Origin of the sequence: Bacteroides sp. MSSM.1001136sp1_RTP21357st2_D2_RTP21359_211015 (genome assembly GCF_040913205.1) — a bacterium.
In the GTDB taxonomy this organism is placed as follows: Bacteria; Bacteroidota; Bacteroidia; order Bacteroidales; family Bacteroidaceae; genus Bacteroides; species Bacteroides ovatus.
Genome location: NZ_JBDFVF010000044.1, coordinates 30,660 through 52,410, shown reverse-complemented (window position 1 = coordinate 52,410; position 21,751 = coordinate 30,660). Strand labels below are relative to the sequence as shown.

Genomic DNA, 21,751 nt, shown 5'->3' with positions numbered 1-21,751 from the left:
AGCCGGAGAACTGATGCATCCATCATTTTAAAATAAAGTGATTATCAAGTATATCAGCCTATTAAACAAATATTGATTATGAATAAACGACTAATCGCAGAACGTTTTTCAAAAGCTATCACTACCTATCCAAAGGAAGCAAACGTGCAACGGCAAATAGCAGGTAAAATGATTCGTTTGCTTACAGAACACATACCTTCTCCCTGCTCGAAAGTAATTGAATTTGGCTGCGGAACCGGTATTTACTCCCGTATGCTACTCCAAGCCCTCCGTCCGGAAGAGTTATTACTTAATGACCTTTGCCCCGATATGAAATATTGCTGTGAGGACTTATTAATGAAGAAGCAGGTTTCTTTTCTTCCGGGAGATGCCGAAACAGTCTCTTTCCCCACCGAAAGTACATTGATAACTTCCTGCTCCGCCTTGCAATGGTTCGAATCACCGGAAAACTTTTTCGAAAGGTGTAATACCCTACTCAATAATCAGGGTTATTTTGCTTTTAGCACTTTTGGAAAAGAAAACATGAAAGAAATACGCGAACTTACCGGCAACGGACTTCCTTATCGTTCACGGGAAGAGCTCGAAGTAGCTTTGTCACCCCATTTTGACATACTGTATTCAGAAGAAGAGCTTATCCCGCTTTCGTTCGAAGACCCGATAAAAGTACTATATCACTTGAAGCAAACCGGAGTCAATGGCTTATCAACGCAATCCTCTCCTACCGGAAAACAAGAGAACGATTTGTGTTCATCAGACAACAATTCAAAAAATAATTTTAAGAACAATCTCCCCCAACAACAATGGACTCGTCGTGACTTGCAACTCTTCTGTGAACGTTACACGCAGGAATTTACTCAGGGCGCTTCTGTGTCCTTAACATATCATCCCATTTATATCATCGCAAAAAAGAAAAAAGTATGAAACAGAATGTATATTTCGTAAGCGGTATCGACACTGATGCCGGAAAAAGCTATGCCACCGGCTTTCTAGCTCGTGAATGGAACAAGAATGGCCATCGCACCATCACCCAGAAATTTATTCAAACGGGAAATGTAGGTCATTCCGAAGATATTGACCTACATCGGCAAATCATGGGAATCCCTTTCACCAAAGAAGACCAAGAGGGACTAACCATGCCGGAGATTTTCTCTTATCCCGCCTCTCCGCATCTTGCTTCCCAGCTAGATAACCGTCCCATCGACTTTGATAAAATAAAACGTGCGACCGAAGAATTGAGTGAACGGTATGACTCTGTTTTACTCGAAGGAGCAGGCGGCCTTATGGTTCCCCTCACTACTGAACTTTTAACCATTGACTACATCGTCCAAGAAAAATATCCGCTTATCTTTGTTACTTCGGGCAAACTGGGGAGTATCAATCATACCCTGCTTAGTCTCGAAGCAATACAAAAACGCGGCATTGTACTAGATACCGTATTATATAATTTATATCCTACCGTAGAAGACAAGACAATTCAGAATGATACAATGGAATTTATCCGAACCTGGCTGAAAAAGTATTTTCCGGAAACGAAGTTTATACTGGTTCCGGAAATAAAAAAGAATCTATAGAAAAACAATCACCGACTACTTTCACTCGACAACAATCGTACTCTTTTGTGGATTATGGCTATCATAAGTAACTTTCACCGGATACATATAGCCATAATCCCTTTTTTTAAACAGTAGTCGAATATTTATCTAAAGCCTTTCTCAATGTTCTTTCCGAAATCGGTTTGGTCACAAAGTCATTACAACCCATCTCCAATGCCAATTCTTTATCCGCCTCAAAAGCATAAGCCGTCAAAGCAATGATCGGAATTTCTTTAGAATAAGAGCGGATAATATGGGTTGCTTCCAGTCCATCCATACGCGGCATTTTTACATCCATCAGGATTAAGTCCGGTTGGTACTGCTTATACATTTCGATAGCTTCCACTCCGTCTTTAGCCCAAAGCAATGTATATTCCCTGCCAATCAGATTCTTCAGCAAGATAAAATTGCTCTCCACATCTTCTGCTACCAGAATCTTCTTAATCTGTTGTACACGATTGACTGTATTTCCTTTAGATACCACTTTCGACTCTTTAAAGAATTTACCATGCTCTCCGGTTTCTTCATAAGGGATCGTGAAATAGAATGTGGAGCCTTTACCCAGTTCGGAAGTCACCCCTATTTCTCCACCGATTTTTTCGATAATCATCCGACAGATAGACAGACCTAATCCTGTCCCTTGGGCAAAAGAGTTCAGTTTGACAAAACGCTCGAAGATATGATCTACCTTTTCCGGTTCTATCCCTATTCCTGTATCCTTTACATACACACGAATATCTTTATCCATTCGTCCAAAACCTAAACGGATCTCTCCTTCATAGGTAAACTTACTTGCATTAGTCAGGAAATTCGTTATCACCTGCATGATACGGTTCTGATCTCCCTCCATGAGCAAATCCTCCTCCTCATTATCAAAAACAAGAGTTACCCCTTCTTTCACACGTTCTTTATGAACAGTATAAATTGTTCGGCAAACCTCTCCCAGATTCATTGGACGTTTGATATATTCCAGTGTTCCGGCTTCTATCTTCGATAAATCCAGAATATCATTAATCAATTGCAACAAGATATCCGAATTCTGATTGATAATACCCGAATAGAGCTTTTTCTCTTCAGCAGTTTCGGCAGAAGGCAATAATTGGGAGAATCCTACAATGGCATTCAGCGGGGTCCGGATCTCATGACTCATGTTAGCAAGGAAAGCACTTTTCAATCTGTCGGATTGCTCCGCTTTAATCCTTGCCTTGATTAGTTCCTGCTCAATATTCTGAAGATTAGTAATATCCCACGAAATGCCAATCAGCAACGGTTTACGTCCCTCCATCGGTACGAGTGCTTTCAAAGTTTGCACGATACGTGCTTCTCCATTAGCGGACAGATAAGTTTCCTGCATATCAATACGCTTATGAGTCTGGAGTAATTCCAAATCATCCTTACGGAATTTCTCCGCGTCTCCGTGCACCGGAAATATCTCATAATCCGTATGCCCGATAGCTTTAGATGCCGGAATACCCGAATGATCGGCAAATGCCTTATTCCAATATAAATATCTAAGATCATCTTCTGGATCTTTCACAAACAAATAGACCGGAATATTATTTAAAATGCCATCTAATAACAGATTCAGTTCACGGAGTTCATCCCGTTTCTTGATAACATCGGTAATGTCCTGCGTAAAAAACCAGGTGAGTTCCTGATTATTTTCACGAATCAGGAAAGTAGATACCTGATGTACTCTCTCCTTCGTATGCCCGTAAGGTATATAAGCCGCCCGATAAGCCAGACTTCCTTCATGATCGCGTATCACCTGGAGCTTTTGTTCCCATGCCTCCTTGTTGGTCATAGAGACACGCAAATCATATATTTTTTGTGTACCCAACTCCTGCGTTACACCGTATTCTTCTATAAATTGCTTATTTGCATAAACCAGCGTTCCATCTTCCGCCACAGCAAGAATACTGTCACTCACCTTATCAAGCACACTTTTAAAAACTTCCAATTGTCTTTGGGTAGCCACTCGTTCCGTTATATCACGACACATGATCAGCACATATTCCTCATCCAACGGAAAGATACGGTTCTCGTAATAATGGCGTTCACCATTAAAATCCAGTTCATGGTGTGCAGTTGAAACAGTTCCGGTGGTGATAGCATGACGCATATTGGAGTGAATATTCTGATATGCTTCCGGTGGAACCATATCCTGCATACGCATCCCTCTAAAATCCTTGTTTGATATTCCTACATGGTTGGTTTCCTCATTGGAAACAACTTCAATACCTACCTCACTCTGATTGAAGACAGTCAGCATATCAGGAAGAGAGTCTAGTATTCTAACAGCATATTTTTCTTTAAAACTAACAGGACGATCGTTATATTTCTCATCCCTAAGGGTAGAAAGTTCTTTTCTAAGCTGCTCGTTTTCTTTTTTAAGTGCTTCTAACTGTTCTAATAATGCTTCTTTGCTTTGTTCGATGCTCATAATGTAACGGTGTAAATACGTACTTATCTGCCAAAAGTAAATATTTTTTTGAATAAAAGCACGTATTTACCCCGTTTTTTTCAAAGAATTACTCAATTACCATAATCCGGTCGTTCAATCCCACCTTCATGCCATCTTCCACGAATACTTCTTTCACAACTCCATCCGTCACCGAACGTATCTCATTCTCCATTTTCATCGCCACCAATACACAAAGCGGATCACCCCGCTTCACGAGATCTCCTTTCTTTACATACGTCTTCAGAATAACTCCCGGCATCGGTGCCTGTACCACCTGACGCCCTACGGATTCAGCAGCAGTGCGGGCATTATGTATCTTCTCCATTTCTCCCTGCAATTCAATCTGATAAAGCTCCCCTTTATTCATAATCGTATATGAATTATTGGAAGAAGGAGAAATCTGCACTCCATGCGAGTGGTGATCGATGATGATCGAATGGATAGAGTCGCCACCCATGTTATAATCGACCTCATATATCTTACCATTGACTGCAATCTTCTTGATTGGCCCGTCCTCCAGAATTTCTACCTTATATTCACTGTCCGGCATATCCTGGAGCTTGGCGTAATATGTAGCTAATGTTGTACCCATAATCTGTTCCGTTATTTATTAGTCTCAAATCAATAATTATTAGCAGTCATCTGCAATTTACCATAATACTTCCAGAGTGATTCTCCTACTACCGGGAGTGTTGTTGCACGGGAAGCCGCTTCTTTCTCGCGCTCGTAATGTCGCACTGCGGCAGCAATGACAGCCACTGTCGGATCTGTATTCTGACGACGTTTCAGGTCTTCCTTATCGAAGCGTGTATCAATAAACGTCGTGTCATATTCACCTTTCAGGAAAGCCGCATTCTTCAATACACGTTGATGGAAAGGAATCGTCGTTTTGATTCCCAGAATCTTATACTCGCGCAGAGCACGTGCCATATTAGAAATGGCCGAAGCACGGGTACGTCCCCAACAACAAAGCTTTGCAATCATCGGGTCATAATGCAAAGAGACTTCAAATCCCGCATAAGCGGCACTGTCAAGACGCAGGTTACGTCCCTCGGGAGCTTCACGGACAGTAATCACACCGGGAGAAGGCATGAAGTTATTCTCCGGATCTTCGGCGTAAATACGACATTCGATCGCTGCTCCGCTAAACTCAATATCATCCTGTTTGTAAGGTAATGGATTTCCGGCAGCAACAGTTATCATATCCCGTACCAAGTCAACGCCTGTGCACTCCTCCGTCACAGGATGCTCTACCTGCAAACGGGTATTCATCTCGAGAAAATAGAAGTTCTGGTCCTTATCCATCATAAACTCCAATGTCCCGGCACTGTAATAACCTATTTTTTTACAGGCTTCCACAGCTACCTTCAACATCTTCTTTCTCGTCTCCTCTTTCACAAAAGGAGAAGGACTTTCTTCTATCACCTTTTGGTTACGACGCTGAATGGAACATTCACGTTCATACAGATGAACGACATTTCCATACTTATCTCCCATGATCTGAACTTCGATATGATGCGGATTCTCAATATATTTTTCAATATAAACCGCATCATTGCCAAAGGATGTCCCTGCTTCGGATTGCGACAAACGGAGAGCAGTTTCCACCTCTTCTTCCGTACGTACCAGACGCATACCTTTTCCTCCACCTCCCGCAAGTGCTTTCAGCATAATGGGATAGCCAACTTCATTAGCTACCTTCTTCACTTCATCAATGCCCTGTACGGGTGTTTCGGTTCCGGGCACAATAGGCAATCCTGCTTCCCGCATAATCTTACGGGCCTCCGTCTTGATTCCCATTTTGGAAATAATATCCGCACTCGGTCCGATAAAAATCACTCCCTCTTCTTCGCAACGGCGGGCAAAATCCGCATTCTCCGACAGGAAACCATATCCCGGATGAATAGCGGCTCCGGTCTTTTTGGCAATGGACAATATCAATTCCGGCTTTAGGTAGGAGGTATCTTCGGGCGATTCGGAGATGCAATAGGCTTCTTCCGCATAACGCACGTGCAAAGCTCCGCGGTCTACATGGGTATAAACAGCCACTGTCGAGATATTCATCACCCGACAAGTCCGAAAGATGCGCATCGCTATCTCACCCCGGTTGGCTACTAATATTTTTTTTATCATAATCTTTTTCTTTTTAGAAGTCAAAACTTAAAAGAGCAATTTAATAATTTTAGGCACGGATTTAATCCATAAACAGGCTTACAGCGGTAGATTAGAATGTTTCTTTGGAGGATTCGACTGCCGTTTGTTGGCAAGCATCTCGAAACTTCGAATCAACCGCAAACGGGTTACTGCCGGATCGATCACTTCATCCACATATCCCAGTTCCGCCGCCCGGTAAGGATTGGCAAACTTTCCGCGATAATCATCCTGAAGTTCTTTCCGTTTCTCTTCGGGTTTCTCGGCTTTATCTATTTCCTTACGGAAAAGGATATTCACAGCTCCATCCGGTCCCATCACCGCGATTTCGGCGGTAGGGAAAGCAAGATTTACATCTCCACGGATATGCTTGGAACTCATCACATCGTAAGCACCACCGTATGCTTTGCGGGTAATAACCGTCACTTTCGGCACCGTAGCCTCACAATAAGCATAAAGTAATTTTGCCCCGTTACGGATAATTCCGCCATATTCCTGATCGATTCCCGGAAGGAATCCCGGAACATCTACCAGTGTCAGTAAAGGGATATTGAAAGCATCACAGAAGCGGACAAAACGAGCGGCTTTGATAGACGCATTGATATCCAGTGTACCAGCAAGCACCAATGGCTGATTAGCCACCACTCCCACCGTTTTTCCATTCAGGCGGATATATCCCGTCACAATATTCGCAGCATATTCTGCCTGAAGCTCGAAGAAACTATTATCATCAGCCACCGCTTCTATCATCTCTTTTATATTATACGGCTGATTCGGATTGGACGGAATCAAATCTGCCAGTTCCGGAGTCAGGCGAGTCGGCGAATCGCTGGTCGCTACAAACGGAGGCTCTTCCATATTATTCCCCGGCAGATAGGAGATCAATTCACGAATATAATTGATGCACTCAATATCGTTTTCCGCAGAAAGATGGGCTACACCGGACTTTGTCATGTGCACGCCTACTCCACCGAGTTCTTCTTTTGTCACTTCTTCCTGTGTCACGCTTCTCACCACATCCGGTCCTGTAATAAACATATAACCGGAGTTTTTCACCATCAAAATAAAATCGGTCAATGCAGGAGAATAAACAGCACCACCGGCACAAGGTCCCATGATTGCGCTAATCTGTGGAATCACTCCGGATGCCATAGAATTGCGCAGGAATATCTCGGCATATCCGGCCAAAGAACGTACTCCTTCCTGAATTCGTGCACCTCCCGAGTCATTCAATCCGATGATGGGTGCTCCCATCTGCATGGCCATGTCCATCACTTTACAAATTTTCTTAGCGTGCGTTTCCGAAAGAGCTCCTCCAAATACGGTGAAATCCTGTGCGAATACATAAACCAGGCGCTTGCCAATCATACCATATCCCGTCACCACCCCGTCTCCAGCGAATTTCTGCTTTTCCATACCGAAATCGGTACACCGATGGGTTACCAACTTATCCAGTTCGATAAACGAACCTTTCTCCAATAATAAATCGATGCGTTCACGGGCGGTCAGCTTGCCCACAGAATGTTGTTTTTCAATGCGAGCGTCTCCGCCGCCTTTTTCTGCTTTCCTGTTCAGTTCTTCCAGGTTGCTAATAAGCTCTTTCATAGGCTGTAATTATTAAAGTTGTATGTGTGTGTAAAAATAAACAGTAATAAATGAAATCATTGTCATATTGATTACACAAAGGTACTTTTATATAATGAACGCATCATGCGTGGAAATTGTTAGCATTTATGCCTTAAAACATCTTTATCCATTTATTTAGGGAGCTTTTTTTGCAGGTTGCGACAACAAACTTCCCCGCTTTTCTGTTTATCGCTTATCATTTTTAATAAAACCTATACCCTAACAAAATGAGAACAATTAAAATCTTATTAGCAGCCGGTTTCCTGCTCGTGTTCGGTACAAGTATTCATGCACAGGTACAACGGAATGAAACCTATCTACCCAAATTTGCCATCAAGACCAATGCTCTCTATTGGGCCACTTCTACGCCCAATTTAGGAATCGAAGTGGGATTGGCAAAGAAACTGACTCTCGACATATCCGGTAACTACAATCCGTGGAAGTTTGGTGACGACCGTCAAATCAAACATTGGCTCGTTCAGCCGGAATTACGCTATTGGCTCTGCGAACGTTTCAACGGAAGTTTCTTCGGTTTGCACGGACATTACGGAGAAATGAATGTCAGCAATCTGAATATATTCGGAATGGGACATGACCGTTACGACGGCAATCTGTACGGAGCCGGTATTTCCTACGGATATCAATGGATCATAAGCAAACGATGGAGTATGGAAGCTACCATCGGAGTGGGATACACCCGTCTGGAATATGATAAGTATGCTCGTGGTGACGGAGGTGAAAAGTTGGGACATAACACCCGCAATTATTTTGGTCCGACCAAAATCGGTCTTAGTTTCATTTATGTCATCAAATAATCGAACTCTCTAAAACTTACAATGATGAAAAGAAAACTTATTTATCTATTTATAGCTTTTGCAGCCGCCATCCTACCGGCTCATGCACAAAAATTCCTGAACGATGCGCTCACTCTCTCGAACGTATCTTTATGGCAACAAGGTAACTCTCTTTATGTCGGCATGACCTTCGACATGAAGAATCTGACAATAGGTTCCGCCCGAAGTTTAAGCCTTATTCCCCTGCTGACGGACGGACAGCATAATGTACCCTTGCAAGAAATCATCGTCAATGGTAAAAGACGCGAAAAAGCATATATCCGTAGTCTGGCAATCACTAAGCAAGAACCTACCGCCATTATCGTTCCTTATAATAAAAGGGAAACTTTTAATTATACGCAGGTGATTCCTTACAAACCCTGGATGGCTAATGCCAGTTTACAACTTGTAGAGAATCTATGCGGATGCGGCAATTATCAGGAAATGAATGCACAGGAACTGATTACCAATGATGTATCTACCGAAGCCAAACGTTTAAGTGCCATGTCTCCTATCATTGCCTATATTCAGCCAACCGTAGAAGTGGTCAAAAACCGTAGCGAACAATATGAAGCTCATCTGGATTTTCCGGTCAACAAATCGGTGATCCTTACCGACTTCATGAACAATCATGCTGAATTGGTGAATATCCATGCCATGTTTGACAAAATACAGAATGACCGGAACCTGACTGTAAAAGGTATCAGTATCGAAGGTTTCGCCTCTCCGGAAGGACCTCTTGCCTTCAATGAACAGCTTTCCAAAAAACGTGCGGAAGCTTTGAAGGATTATCTGGTTAAGAACGAAAAAGTGTCTTCCAAACTATATAAAGTGACTTTTGGTGGTGAGAACTGGGATGGATTGGTAAAAGCACTCCAATCTTCTTCGATGAAGGAGAAGGAAACATTCCTGAACATCATCAAAAATACGACTGATGATGCCAAACGTAAACAGGAAATCATGCGCGTAGGTGGTGGAGCCCCTTACCGTACCATGTTGAAAGAGATTTATCCGGGACTGCGTAAAGTGAATTGCAAAATTGACTACACCGTTGTTAACTTTGATGTTGAACAAGGACGCATCATTATACGTGAAAATCCGAAGTATCTTAGTCTGAACGAAATGTATCAGGTAGCTAACAGTTATCCGAAAGGCAGCAAAGATTTTGTTAATGTATTTGATATCGCTGTACGCATGTATCCTACTGACGCCGTAGCCAACCTGAACGCAGGAGCCGTCGCATTATCACAAAAAGATTTGAATGCAGCAGTGAAGTTTATGGAGAAAGCCGATCACAATACCGCCGAATTCATAAACAATACCGGAGTCTACAATTTCCTTAACGGAGACATTAAGCGTGCCATGGCCGCATTCGAGCAGGCAGCAAAGCTAGGTAACGAAGCTGCCCTTGCCAACTTAAAACAATTACAACAAATTTTAAGTGTGAAGATGAAATAAACAGAAAAATCTATTTATTCAACCGACCAAAGTGGGGCGTTCGTTTGTTATATCAATAATAAACGACGTTCCACTTTTTAAATCTGATAATTATGACCTTGATCCTTGCTGTTATTCCAGTGTTACTGTTGATTATACTGATGGCATTTTTTAAAATGTCAGGTGATAAAAGTAGTATCATTTCTCTGATTGTGACGATGCTGATTGCTCTTTTCGGCTTCGCTTTCTCGGTAGACAATCTGTTTTACTCCTTTTTATATGGAGCATTAAAAGCTGTCTCTCCTATCTTAATCATTATTTTGATGGCTATTTTCAGTTATAATGTATTGCTGAAAACTGAAAAGATGGAGATTATCAAACAGCAATTCGCTTCTATTTCTACCGATAAAAGTATTCAGGTGTTATTACTGACTTGGGGATTCGGAGGTCTATTGGAAGCTATGGCCGGCTTCGGAACAGCAGTAGCTATTCCAGCGGCAATTCTTATCAGTCTGGGATTCAAGCCTATCTTTTCGGCAACGGTGAGTCTGATTGCCAATAGTGTAGCCACTGCTTTCGGAGCAATCGGAACTCCGGTATTAGTATTGGCCAAAGAAACGAATTTGGACGTATTGCATCTTAGTACGAATGTCGTATTGCAATTATCCGTTTTAATGTTCCTGATTCCGCTGGTTCTACTTTTCCTTACTGACTCCAAACTTAAATCGCTCCCGAAAAATATATTCCTGGCTTTATTGGTAGGCGGAGTCTCTTTAGCCAGCCAATATGTGGCAGCAAAATATATGGGTGCTGAATCTCCGGCCATAATCGGCAGTATTCTTTCTATTATCGTAATCGTTATTTATGGAAAACTTACTGCATCCAAAGAAGAGAAAACACGAAAAAGTCATCTGAAAACGAAAGATATATTAAATGCATGGAGCATTTATTTACTGATTCTGTTTCTGATTATTCTGACCAGTCCGCTCTTTCCGGGATTGCGTCATACTTTAGAGAACAATTGGATTACGAGAATCAGTCTGCCTATCAATGCGTCCACCGTCAATTATACTATTTCCTGGCTGACTCATGCCGGAGTATTGCTTTTCATCGGTACTTTTATCGGTGGATTGATTCAGGGGGCTAAAGTAAAAGATCTGTTCATCGTTCTTTGGAATACCGTGAAGCAGTTGAAGAAAACATTCATTACGGTTATCTGCCTCGTGGGGTTATCTACTATTATGGATAGTTCCGGAATGATCGCTGTGATTGCCACAGCACTGGCTACGGCTACCGGAAGTTTGTATCCGTTATTTGCTCCGGTTATCGGTTGTTTGGGAACATTTATCACCGGAAGCGATACATCTTCCAACATCCTTTTCGGAAAGTTGCAAGCAAGTGTGGCAGGACAGATTCATGTTAGTCCGGATTGGCTGTCTGCTGCAAATACAGTAGGTGCTACAGGGGGTAAGATTATCTCTCCACAAAGTATTGCCATTGCTACTTCTGCCGGAAACCAACAGGGAAAAGAAGGTGAAATACTGAAAGCAGCTATTCCTTATGCTTTAATATATGTGGCGATTACAGGAATTATTGTTTATATTTTCAGTTAATTACCCTAAAATTGAAGAAGATAATAATACTGTTAACAAAGCGTGATAATACTTCCGCTTAACCATTAGATATTAAAACATTTAGCTCGTTTTTGCACGGAAATGAATGAAACAGTGCGAAAATGAGTGAAACTGTATGGATTCGGTCATACATAGTGGAAAAAACATCTATCATTCCTATACTGTATCTATTTTAGTGTAGCATTAGGTGAGATAATCCATTTAAAGACATACGAATGCACACTTTATAGGGTGATAACCTGTATTTGACAGCTTAATTATCTATGAGGAGCGGCAGTATTTCTATAGTTCACAAGTGTGTGCCGTACAGCCCACGCATGTAAACCATACAGCCTACATATGCGGGCTATGCAGCACACACTTGTGGGCTATAAATTTATCGCTGTTTAAGTGGGATTTTTGAGCTGCGATATTCGGATTTATATGGCTTCATTGTGACAAAAACAAGCCGTCTTATGCTTATAGGATATTTATACGGCTATTTTGTAGATGATAGGTAACCCGTTTTTACTGGTAAAAGTATGATAGATACATTTTTTTAAAGCTATCTAGCATAGATATTACAGTGATAATTAAAACATTACTAAAATGAATGATAGTATGATAGATAGTTTTTTCATTATGTAATGTTTAGTTCAAACTCCTATACTATGAATTAGTTCAAATCCATACAGTATTGTGAATACTACTAAAAAACACATGGCAGTTTAAGCAGATGTACTTAGTTAACTATATACATCTTGAGAATGTAAAATATTTGCAGAAACGACTTAATGCAGGATCCGATGAAGAAAATAGCAGTAAAGCACTGATATAAACCGGTTCTTCTTGGTAGAAAACGTACGAAAAGTGCCAGAAATAAGCAATCACCTTTACTACAGCATTAGCGTAGTGAGGGTGATTTCAACTTATTCTCTCTCACATCTTTCCTTGAAACTGTTAAATATAACTACAAATAATTTTTAAATATCTTATCTATTATACTTTTCTGAAGCATCACTTCCATAATAGGTGTTTCTCTATCATATTTATAATATCTCTTATCTTTACGCACATAAATATATCTAATATACTCATAACCTGTAGCACACCATTCCTCAATATCAAATCTAATATCATCATATTCGAAAAGAAGCACTAATCTATTATTTATATCAACAGCTCCATATTTACTATCCTTAGTTACTATTACAACATCTTTAGTTACATAATCCAAACTATCATATTCTGTAGGAAGTAATACTTTACCGATATAATCAATAATTCCCACTTTTTTATCTTTCACAACATAATGCGCGGAAGGCCCATATTCCCACCATGAAGAAATCGAATCATACTCGCAGGGAATTAGCTGCTCACCATCCTTCATCACCACTCCCACCTTATCCTGCCTCTTCACTACAAGGCTTTTTCAGCCAAGACCAAATTAAAGTCATCATCAGCTGAAATTTCCTGTAATTTTCCAAAGCCGAAAATAGTATCTCCTTTATTATCCAGCCAAGCATAACCACGTTCACCACACAAAATAACGCCCCATTTCCCTTCCTGAATATATATGATATCGTTCTCTTCTTGTGCATATCCTATAGAAGATACTAATAAAGAGAATAAAAGTAAAATATAAGTTTTAACTATGTGTTCCATGATATCAGAATTACAACCATCATAATATTCTCAAATATAACAGATATAATTCTGATACACAATAATTCTTCTAACAAATAACAATTCTATTTCTCATCATCAAATGAGTGGCTCTAGAATCACCTTTATCAACTTTTCACGTTGCTTATACCACATGATATACGACTTCATGCGCTTCCGCCAGTTGAGGAACCTCCAGTTTATCCAACATTTTATCTAAAACAGATTCAGGAAGTGCATATTCCCTGCTTTTATTTTGTTGACGCCAAATGTGGTATGGTTGTTCCAGATAGACTATCTTTACTTTTGCACCATAATCAACAAACAAACCAATCAATTGAGCACGCATCTGACGAGTTATGTTAGTAGCATTCCAAACAAAGTCCTGACCTTTGCGGAGATACGTTCTGGCTTCCTCTTTCGCTGTTTGCACTACCCATCCATTCGCAGACTTATCCGTAGGACTCAATTTGTGTTTTCGACGAATGACGTCCAAACTCACCACCGGAACATCTATGCCAGCAGATTGAATATAATAATCCTTCCCCATTCCCGGAAGTCCTGACAACATCGTCACTTCACATTTAAACTGTTCGTGAGGGACATAATCAATATAACTGTCTTCAGTATGGAAGTAATGAAAACGTGCATAATCAGTGGCAAATCCTCTTGGTTTCTTCCAACAATCCTGTTCACGGCAGAAAATCTCAAACAATTCCAGTGCTTCCAGCAGTTCATTCTTATCTTCACAAATGCGTCCTCTGATATCAGCGTCGGCCAACATCTTTAGTAATAAAGTATCTACCCGTAAAGAAGCTTCACAGAGTTTCTTCACAGAGTCAGGCTTCTCCATCAGCCAAACAGGTAATCCATGATACCGGACTAAAGATGCAATCTGTTCCCGGATATGGAATGGAGCAGGACAATCCCGGTATAAAATAGTGCGGACAGTGTACTCTCCTTTTCTGGCATGTCCTTTAGCAGATACCCGCCCCTCTCCTTCATCCACGGAAGTTGAACGTTTTTCAACATCATGCAACAAGGCAGATGTCCAAATGATTTCTTTCTCCAAAGTAGAAAGAGAATGATAAGCGGAAGACTGCTGCAATGCCTCCAACACCATACGGGTATGTTCGGCTACACTTCCCTCGGCATGATAACGAATATCCTGCTGAACAGTATTCATTTCGCGCACCCACTCGAACAGTTGTTCGAGTGAGCACCACGATTTATCTTCTATCAATTTCCAATTCATCTTTATTCCTCCTTTTCATTATTAAATTCCCAAACAAGCGGGGCACGCTTCCAGTTACGTGTCCAATGCTCGTCTGTTTTAACATGTCCTTTCCGCACATACTTAAATACATTATGTGCAAATTCGCTTACCGGATATTCTCCGACATTGCGGCTGACTACTCCCTCACGGGTACAAACCTCTTTCGTCCACGGATCACAAGAGCCGAAGATAGCCGGTTCTTGTGACATACGGATGATTTCCTGTTTTAATAGTTCCGGTGTCAAACCGGAAACAGACTCTATCTTCAACTCCGGAACAGTAGGAAAGTCGAATAAAGCTGCATAAAACTTTACTTCTTCCCACGACAGCCACTGATCCATACAGCGGACTGCAAAAACATAAAAATGCGTTTCTAATCGCTGATATTCTATGGAATGTACGGCATATAGATTCTCTCCAAAGATTTCTATATCACCCAAATCATTCTTTATCAATTCCCAACGCTCACGCAGTTGCCTCGTCCAAGGTGAAGTAGTAGGAGCAGCATGCGAACGGGCAAAAACACCCCACTGACTTAAACAATTATTCTCTCCATCCAGCTTCTCGGTATGCACCAATGTCCGAATCCGTTGGATGTCCTCCCAATACGTATGGTTAATCCGGTCGTCACTAGTCGTTCCGGGAGAGAACGGATAGTGATAAGTGCGACCATATTTCTCTGATATCATTTCTTTCTTTTTTTTTAATTAAATACTAATTTCTTTCATCACATCACTCCTTATTCATTCGAACGATGCGAGGCATAAATTTACCCTGCACTTCCACCAGCGTTTCCTGTGTATACATCACTCTGTCAATATCCTTATATGCCAGTGGCATTTCTTCCACGCTCCCACCAATCAAAGTCACTCCCGCCTGCGACAGTAGTTTCTTCAAAGCCGATTGCGTAAAACTATCTTTTGCCTTCTGGCGGGACATCGCCCTGCCGGCTCCATGAGAAGCCGAATTTAAAGCAGCTTCCATCCCTTTGCCACAAACCAGATAACCTGCAGTAGCCATGCTACCGGGAATCAATCCCGCTTGTCCTTTCTGTGCCGGAGTAGCTCCTTTGCGATGCACGATTGCCATACGCCCCGGTGCTATTTCCTCTCTCCAAGCGAAGTTATGATGGTTGTTGACATTAGCGAGCGGCTTCAACCCTAATGCTTTCGCCAAATTCAAATGAATTCGCTCATGACAGGCACGGGCATAATCACCTGCCAGATCCATACTCATCCAATACTCCTGCCCCGCTTCAGTGTTTAAATCCAGCCAGGCAAAATGCTGTGCTTCACGGGGAAGCCTGCACACTTCACGTGCCAACAGGCTGTAATGTTTGGCAATGGCAGCTCCCAATCCTCGTGAACCGGAATGTGACAACAATGCCAGATAATTTCCTTCTGGAAGATTCAACACGTTATTTTCTTGCAGAGCGATCTCGCCGAACTCCACAAAATGATTGCCACCACCGGAACTCCCCAGTTGACGTACTGCCTTTCCATGCAAATCTCTCAACAAAGGCGTCAAACGGAATTCTTCCCTATCCAACACCTCATGTTCTTGCTCAAAACCCAATCCGCCATCCATACCGAAATGAGTGAAATCTTTCAAGGCTTCTTTCATCTGATAGGTATATCGTTTCAGGAAGTCGGCGCTGGCATCAAATACCGTCAGGCTCATCCGACAACCGATATCAACACCTACGGCATACGGAATCACTACATTATCCGTAGCAAGCACTCCACCGATAGGTAACCCGTATCCGGCATGAGCGTCAGGCATCAATGCTCCGGCCACCGTTACAGGTAAGCGCATAGCCAGGTTCATCTGTTGTTTGGCAAGCGTTTCGATAAATTTACCTCCATAGGTTTTATACATCAACGGCTCATCCAATAAATCATAAGCTATAAACTCTTTCGCTATGATAGTAGGCGAAAGGCGTTCGGCCAGCTTATTCCAAATTTCATTATTTTTGTAAAATTCGGGATGCTCGAGTATATCGCTCAATGTCATTTCAATCTGTTCTTTAGTGTCGTATTTGCAATGTTTGCTCACAATGTCCACTACCAGACTACGGGCAACATTATCCCGGTATCCCAGTTTGCTTAAATCTTTTAATCGTATTCCCATACTCTTTTTTCGTTCGCATACAGCATTCCCTGTCGGCCTCACCGGCAGACAACAATGCAATACACGTGATACCAATGCTTTGGATATGGATATGAAATACCTCACCACCGCATTGAAGTGATTAATTTAAAATATAAAAAGTGATTGCAGGACTAATCAACGATTACCGCTTGTTAGTAGAATTGCGGTCAATATAAGAACCATAGGTTCAGTGTAAAAACAGTAAGTTGCAAAGCCTCATCCTCCCGACGAGACAACTTAGTCCTAATTTGAAAATATTATAACTCCAACATAATTAATACCCTTTCCATCTGTTTTTAAAGGGTGAATACTCATTTTATCGCGGCAAAAGTAGTGCTTATTTTTATTTTCTCCAAAGAATAATAGACAAATTTTAGCGTTCGGTAACTATCCGAGGGAAGTTTTGCCAAGAGTTTCTGTCAAATTGCTATTTTTTACTCCCTTTATATCCCCTATCTTTGCAACAGAGAAAACAAAAAGAAAGATAGTATATGAAACTAATGAAAGGTTTATTGAGTGCTTTTGCCGTTGTATTGGCAACCACAGCTTGTGCAGGCAACAGCGGAGAAAATAAAAAGAGTAATGAATCAACAAAGGAGGACAATAAAATGGAAGTAGTAGCATTAAATAAAGCCGATTTTTTAAAGAAAGTATATAATTATGAAGCCAGTCCGAACGATTGGAAATTTGAGGGCAGCCGTCCTGCTATCGTAGATTTCTATGCTACCTGGTGCGGTCCATGTAAGGTGATGCACCCGATTCTGGAAGAACTGAGCAAAGAATATAGCGGTAAAGTAGATATCTACCAGATTGATGTGGACAAAGAACAAGATCTAGCAGCGGCATTCGGTATCCGCAGCATCCCTACCTTATTGATGATTCCGATGAAAGAGGAACCTAGAATCATGCAGGGAGCTATGCCCAAAGACCAGCTTAAAAAAGCAATTGATGAATTTCTTCTGAAACAAAATAACGAAGCAAAGCAATAGACTTCGACTTTTTTCTCGTCATGGTGACTACCCTCTATTCGTCTTTTGAAGATGGATAGAGGGCTAGTTCTTTATAATAGGTTGCCTTATGGTATTCATTTACAGTGAAAAGGTAAGAATTTTACTTTTCACCGCTGGACTTCGAATTGAAGATTTATGTACTTTTGTCTCATATAGATATGTATTAGCCAATAATTAAAGCAATATTCTAATAATATGAAGACCAAGCGTACAAGAAGTTCTTTTCGTTCTATGAATTCGGAAAGAAGGTTAGAGTCCATCTTTTTATTTGTTACCGGAAAGTGTAATGCCAAATGTGCCATGTGCTTTTATGCCAATGATATGGCTAAGAAAGAAAAGGATTTGACTTTCGAAGAAATCAGGAAAATATCAGAGACGGCCGGAGAAATCAACAAGTTGTGGGTATCTGGAGGCGAGCCGACGCTCCGGGAAGATCTTCCTGAAATTCTTGAAATGTTTTACCGCAATAACCAAATCAAAGATGTCAATATGCCGACAAACGGACTGAAACCGGATCGTGTCATCGAATGGGTGAAACGGTTCCGCATCAACTGTCCGGATTGTAATATCAATGTCAGCATCTCACTGGATGGATTCGGAGATACACATGATACACAACGAGGGGTACCGGGCAATTTTTATAAAGCGGCAGATACCATACGGAAAGTAAGCGAACATTTTAAAGACGATGGAAAAGTATTGCTCAATGTAGCCACGGTTATCACTAAATATAATATAGACCAGATTAATGATTTCATGACGTGGATGTATGGACGTTTCCATTTATCTACTCATACGATTGAAGCAGCCCGTGGCGTCACCCGCGAAGACGGAGTCAAAGCATTGGACGAATCCACCCTCCGACGGATTCAGGATGAAGCAGCCCCTATATATAGAGCTTATGCCAAACGAATGGTGAGTAGCACTTCCGGTTTGCGCAAACCTATCACAAAGTTCTTCTATATAGGTATTATCCGAGCTTTATATGATATCCGGGCAAGTAATATCGACCAGCCAACTCCCTGGGGTATGGACTGTACGGCAGGAGAAACGACATTGGTTATTGATTATGACGGTCGATTCCGTTCCTGTGAATTGCGTGAACCGCTTGGCAACGTGAAAGATTACGATTGCGACGTACAGCAAATCATGCAAAGTGAAGCTATGAAGCAAGAAATAGAAGCGATCGGACATGGATATAAAGCAAACTGCTGGTGTACACATGGTTGCTTTATCACTTCTTCCTTAACTTTCAATCCTCGCAAAATGATTAAGAAAGTATATAAAGGTTATCGTGAAGTGAACAAGCTCGACAAACCCATTGATTTCGGCGAGGACAATATGTCTAAAATGGAAGAGCATTACCACCTCGACCGGGAAAAATTACGTCTGCTCGGCATTATCCGGAATTAATCACTATAAGCGTTCCGCCATGAAAATACTTTTGGTTACCAGAGGATCACAAGGAGATATCTATCCTTATCTGACCATTGCCTCCGCGCTGATAAAACGAGGGCATCAAGTCACATTGAATCTTCCACAAATATTTGAAAAAGAAGCAAAAGCATATCAGCTGGATTATGTCTTACAGGATTTTGATGATATACAAGGAATGGTATCGAAAGCAGGAGAGAAATCGGAAGGAGCCAAACCTTATCTAAAGTGGATGCGCGATGTGATTGACGTACAGTTCAAGCAACTGATTCCTCTACTGAAAGAGCATGACATACTGATAGCCACCAACTCCGAATTTGCAGCAGCCAGTGTTGCTGATTATTGTCAGAAACCATTTATCCGGACTGCCTTTGCCCCTTTTATACCCGGCAGGCATATCCCCCCTCCTATCTTCCCTTATCCAAAGCCTCATCCAATTTTCACTCCCCGGTTTATCTGGAAGCTGCTCAATATCGGTAACAACTATATGACGCAGAAAACCATTAATAAGAACCGGGAACAGTTAGGACTGAAGCCTTTAAAGAACTGCGGTTATTATTCCACGGAAAGAGCCTTTAATTATATGCTGTACAGCCGTTATCTCGGTAATACAGATCCCGATTGGAAGTATAAATGGGATATTGGAGGATACTGTTTCAATGACGCACTACACTATGATACGGATGCCTATCAGCAACTTCTGGATTTCATTCAGCAAGAACAAAGACCTGTTATCTTCTTTACATTAGGGAGTTGCAGCGCAAAAGAAAGCGATGCTTTTTGTAATCGGTTAATCCATATCTGCCGACAACTGAATTTCCGGTTGATTATCGGCTCCGGCTGGTCGGGTACAGGAAAGTCCTTAGCAAACGATAAGGATATCTTCCTATTGACACACACCATTCCGCACAGTCTGATATTTCCTCACTGTGATGCTGTCATGCATCATGGAGGAAGCGGAACAACACACAGTGTAGCCCGTGCAGGTAAACCACAAGTTGTCATGCCGCTAATCATCGACCAGCCCTATTGGGCTTATCGTGCTCAACAGTTGGGAATAGGACCGAAATGCATCAAAATCAATAAAGTTTCCGACCGGGAATTAAAAGAAAAAGTGAATGATTTGGTAACTAATCCCATGTATAAAACAAAAGCAATAGAATTAGCCAAACAAATCCGCAATGAAAAGTCTGTGGATAATTTCTGTGATTTTATAGAATCTGTGGTGATGAAAAACAAAAACATATAAATGAATACATTTATATAGAATACCAAAAGCCACAAGAACAATAAAGGTTTGCAAGTAAATTACTTTCATTGTACCTCTATCGTTCTTGTGGCTTTAGCTTTGAAATTATTATAGTTTTCTCTGAACACCGTCGTCACCAACGACGTAATAAACTCCATTGTCTATCAATACAGCCCGTCCACGCTTTTTCTTCCGATTCTCCTTATTGTCAACATTGACAGCGATGACTTTACCATTATAAAAGGTTGAAATATCCTTGAAGATAGTGTGCCCCACAAGGATATGTTTTACCATATAACGATCCAACATCATTTGTAAAGAGTCCTGTACCAACGGTTTATACTTGGGATCTTCTCTCATCAGGCCGCGATACCAGATCGGACCGTCATTACCATACAGAAAATCAGTCAGTGGAGAAAGCGCCTTACGCTCTTTTTTGCTCATGAAAAGTGCCCGGCTCATTTCCTCGTTCACAGTGGGGATATTCAAGTCCTTATCATAGAATAATTTTCCTAATCCGGCATGTACATATAAATCGGTTCCAATGATTTGCATTGTATTACGTGTTGCAAGCCAACGGCCTAATTCGGTATTTGTGCCGAATAATGAAGGATATTCCACTCCCAGTTTTTCTGCCAGCAATTTATATTTATCTTTTGTATAGCGAAGATCGTTGGACAACACCAGAGCCTCATGGTTTCCCAAAAGGAAAGAGACATGACCTCCCGCTTTAGCCGCTTCGTCTTCTAATTTATAGAACAGCCAGAAGATCTGCAGTACATCCTTGCCACGGTCGAAAACATCTCCGATAATCACCAAATGATTGCTACCGAAATTCCATTGATAGTTATCATTAATCACTCCATTTCCTTGTAACAGACTAATCACACAATCCAGCCGCCCATGAGGATCGGATATCACAAAAACTTTTTCCGGACGGGTATATTGCCACTCCGGTCTTTTCAATGGATGGAGTTTTACATCAAACGGATATCGTCCCTCATGGTCCGTCACACGGAAACTGAAATCTTTAGGTAATGTCGCATAAGTCTTGTCTGTAATCCGTCCTTTCTTATTGACATTAATAACCCGCGTACTACCGTCTGCCTGATAGAGTATATAAGGTCCGTCACCAGATAATTTTTCTTTTTTCTTATCTCCTGAATGATAAGTTCCGGCCTGAATGCCGGAACTTATTAAAACGAGAACAAGAGTAGAAAGAAATAATCTCAAAAAACGAGTGCTCATAT

18 protein-coding genes are annotated in these 21,751 nt (G+C 41.4%); 8 read left to right on the top strand and 10 right to left on the bottom strand.

Annotation, left to right across the window (positions count from 1 at the left end; translation table 11 throughout):
* Window positions 1-78 precede the first annotated feature (78 nt).
* On the top strand, window positions 79-921 hold the full coding sequence (gene bioC, locus AB5217_RS22190; RefSeq protein ID WP_008999987.1) for a malonyl-ACP O-methyltransferase BioC: 843 nt from the start codon (window positions 79-81) through the stop codon (window positions 919-921).
* Window positions 918-1,571 carry a dethiobiotin synthase gene (gene bioD / locus AB5217_RS22185; protein WP_004297136.1) on the top strand — a complete coding sequence of 218 codons (654 nt, stop codon included), beginning with the start codon at window positions 918-920 and terminating at the stop codon, window positions 1,569-1,571. Before bioC ends, bioD begins: the two co-directional genes overlap by 4 nt.
* Before the next feature lie 106 nt (window positions 1,572-1,677).
* On the opposite strand, the gene AB5217_RS22180 is transcribed toward bioD, so the two are convergent.
* The 4 genes from AB5217_RS22180 to AB5217_RS22165 form a co-directional block, all read right to left on the bottom strand.
* The gene (locus AB5217_RS22180) at window positions 1,678-4,035 is read right to left on the bottom strand and encodes a PAS domain-containing protein (protein WP_008999986.1); all 2,358 of its coding nucleotides are present in this window, start codon (window positions 4,033-4,035) and stop codon (window positions 1,678-1,680) included.
* Window positions 4,036-4,123: 88 nt separating this feature from the next.
* Window positions 4,124-4,648, bottom strand: coding sequence for a biotin/lipoyl-containing protein (locus AB5217_RS22175; protein ID WP_004297139.1), 525 nt, complete (start codon window positions 4,646-4,648; stop codon window positions 4,124-4,126).
* A gap of 29 nt (window positions 4,649-4,677) precedes the next feature.
* A complete protein-coding gene (gene accC, locus AB5217_RS22170; protein WP_004304129.1) occupies window positions 4,678-6,189 on the bottom strand; it encodes an acetyl-CoA carboxylase biotin carboxylase subunit in 1,512 nt (503 codons plus the stop codon).
* A gap of 78 nt (window positions 6,190-6,267) precedes the next feature.
* Entirely contained in the window at window positions 6,268-7,812 is a 1,545-nt protein-coding gene (locus tag AB5217_RS22165; protein ID WP_004304130.1) for an acyl-CoA carboxylase subunit beta, read from the bottom strand.
* A 248-nt stretch (window positions 7,813-8,060) separates the two neighbouring features.
* Here AB5217_RS22165 and AB5217_RS22160 point away from each other — a divergent pair, with 248 nt between their 5' ends.
* From AB5217_RS22160 to AB5217_RS22150, 3 genes are all read left to right on the top strand, one after another.
* Window positions 8,061-8,648, top strand: a complete 588-nt coding sequence (locus AB5217_RS22160; protein WP_032847187.1) for a DUF3575 domain-containing protein — start codon at window positions 8,061-8,063, stop codon at window positions 8,646-8,648.
* A gap of 24 nt (window positions 8,649-8,672) precedes the next feature.
* Window positions 8,673-10,124: a DUF3868 domain-containing protein gene (locus tag AB5217_RS22155; protein ID WP_032847193.1), complete on the top strand. Its 1,452-nt coding sequence runs from the start codon at window positions 8,673-8,675 to the stop codon at window positions 10,122-10,124.
* A 92-nt stretch (window positions 10,125-10,216) separates the two neighbouring features.
* Entirely contained in the window at window positions 10,217-11,716 is a 1,500-nt protein-coding gene (locus AB5217_RS22150; protein ID WP_004326634.1) for an L-lactate permease, read from the top strand.
* A 970-nt stretch (window positions 11,717-12,686) separates the two neighbouring features.
* Here the strand turns inward: AB5217_RS22150 and AB5217_RS22145 are convergent.
* From AB5217_RS22145 to AB5217_RS22125, 5 genes are all read right to left on the bottom strand, one after another.
* Window positions 12,687-13,136, bottom strand: coding sequence for a WG repeat-containing protein (locus AB5217_RS22145; RefSeq protein ID WP_004326633.1), 450 nt, complete (start codon window positions 13,134-13,136; stop codon window positions 12,687-12,689).
* Window positions 13,136-13,381, bottom strand: a complete 246-nt coding sequence (locus tag AB5217_RS22140; protein ID WP_004300538.1) for a hypothetical protein — start codon at window positions 13,379-13,381, stop codon at window positions 13,136-13,138. The genes AB5217_RS22145 and AB5217_RS22140 overlap by 1 nt, the downstream gene beginning before the upstream one ends.
* Before the next feature lie 145 nt (window positions 13,382-13,526).
* Complete coding sequence (locus tag AB5217_RS22135; protein WP_032845319.1) at window positions 13,527-14,636, bottom strand: AAA family ATPase; 1,110 nt, start codon at window positions 14,634-14,636, stop codon at window positions 13,527-13,529.
* Window positions 14,637-14,638: 2 nt separating this feature from the next.
* Window positions 14,639-15,346 carry an RNA ligase family protein gene (locus tag AB5217_RS22130; RefSeq protein WP_004304139.1) on the bottom strand — a complete coding sequence of 236 codons (708 nt, stop codon included), beginning with the start codon at window positions 15,344-15,346 and terminating at the stop codon, window positions 14,639-14,641.
* Window positions 15,347-15,389: 43 nt separating this feature from the next.
* Complete coding sequence (locus tag AB5217_RS22125) at window positions 15,390-16,787, bottom strand: RtcB family protein (protein ID WP_032854264.1); 1,398 nt, start codon at window positions 16,785-16,787, stop codon at window positions 15,390-15,392.
* 512 nt (window positions 16,788-17,299) lie between these two features.
* Between AB5217_RS22125 and trxA the strand changes: the two genes are divergently transcribed.
* The 3 genes from trxA to AB5217_RS22110 all read left to right on the top strand — a co-directional run bounded on the left by trxA (window position 17,300) and on the right by AB5217_RS22110 (window position 20,501).
* Window positions 17,300-17,797 (top strand): thioredoxin, encoded by a 498-nt coding sequence (gene trxA / locus AB5217_RS22120; protein WP_004326629.1) that lies wholly within the window; start codon window positions 17,300-17,302, stop codon window positions 17,795-17,797.
* 216 nt (window positions 17,798-18,013) lie between these two features.
* The gene (locus tag AB5217_RS22115) at window positions 18,014-19,231 is read left to right on the top strand and encodes a radical SAM/SPASM domain-containing protein (protein ID WP_032845321.1); all 1,218 of its coding nucleotides are present in this window, start codon (window positions 18,014-18,016) and stop codon (window positions 19,229-19,231) included.
* A 19-nt stretch (window positions 19,232-19,250) separates the two neighbouring features.
* Window positions 19,251-20,501 (top strand): glycosyltransferase, encoded by a 1,251-nt coding sequence (locus AB5217_RS22110; protein ID WP_032845322.1) that lies wholly within the window; start codon window positions 19,251-19,253, stop codon window positions 20,499-20,501.
* 108 nt (window positions 20,502-20,609) lie between these two features.
* Here the strand turns inward: AB5217_RS22110 and AB5217_RS22105 are convergent, their stop codons facing one another.
* The gene (locus AB5217_RS22105; protein WP_032845323.1) at window positions 20,610-21,749 is read right to left on the bottom strand and encodes a metallophosphoesterase; all 1,140 of its coding nucleotides are present in this window, start codon (window positions 21,747-21,749) and stop codon (window positions 20,610-20,612) included.
* Window positions 21,750-21,751: the final 2 nt, after the last annotated feature.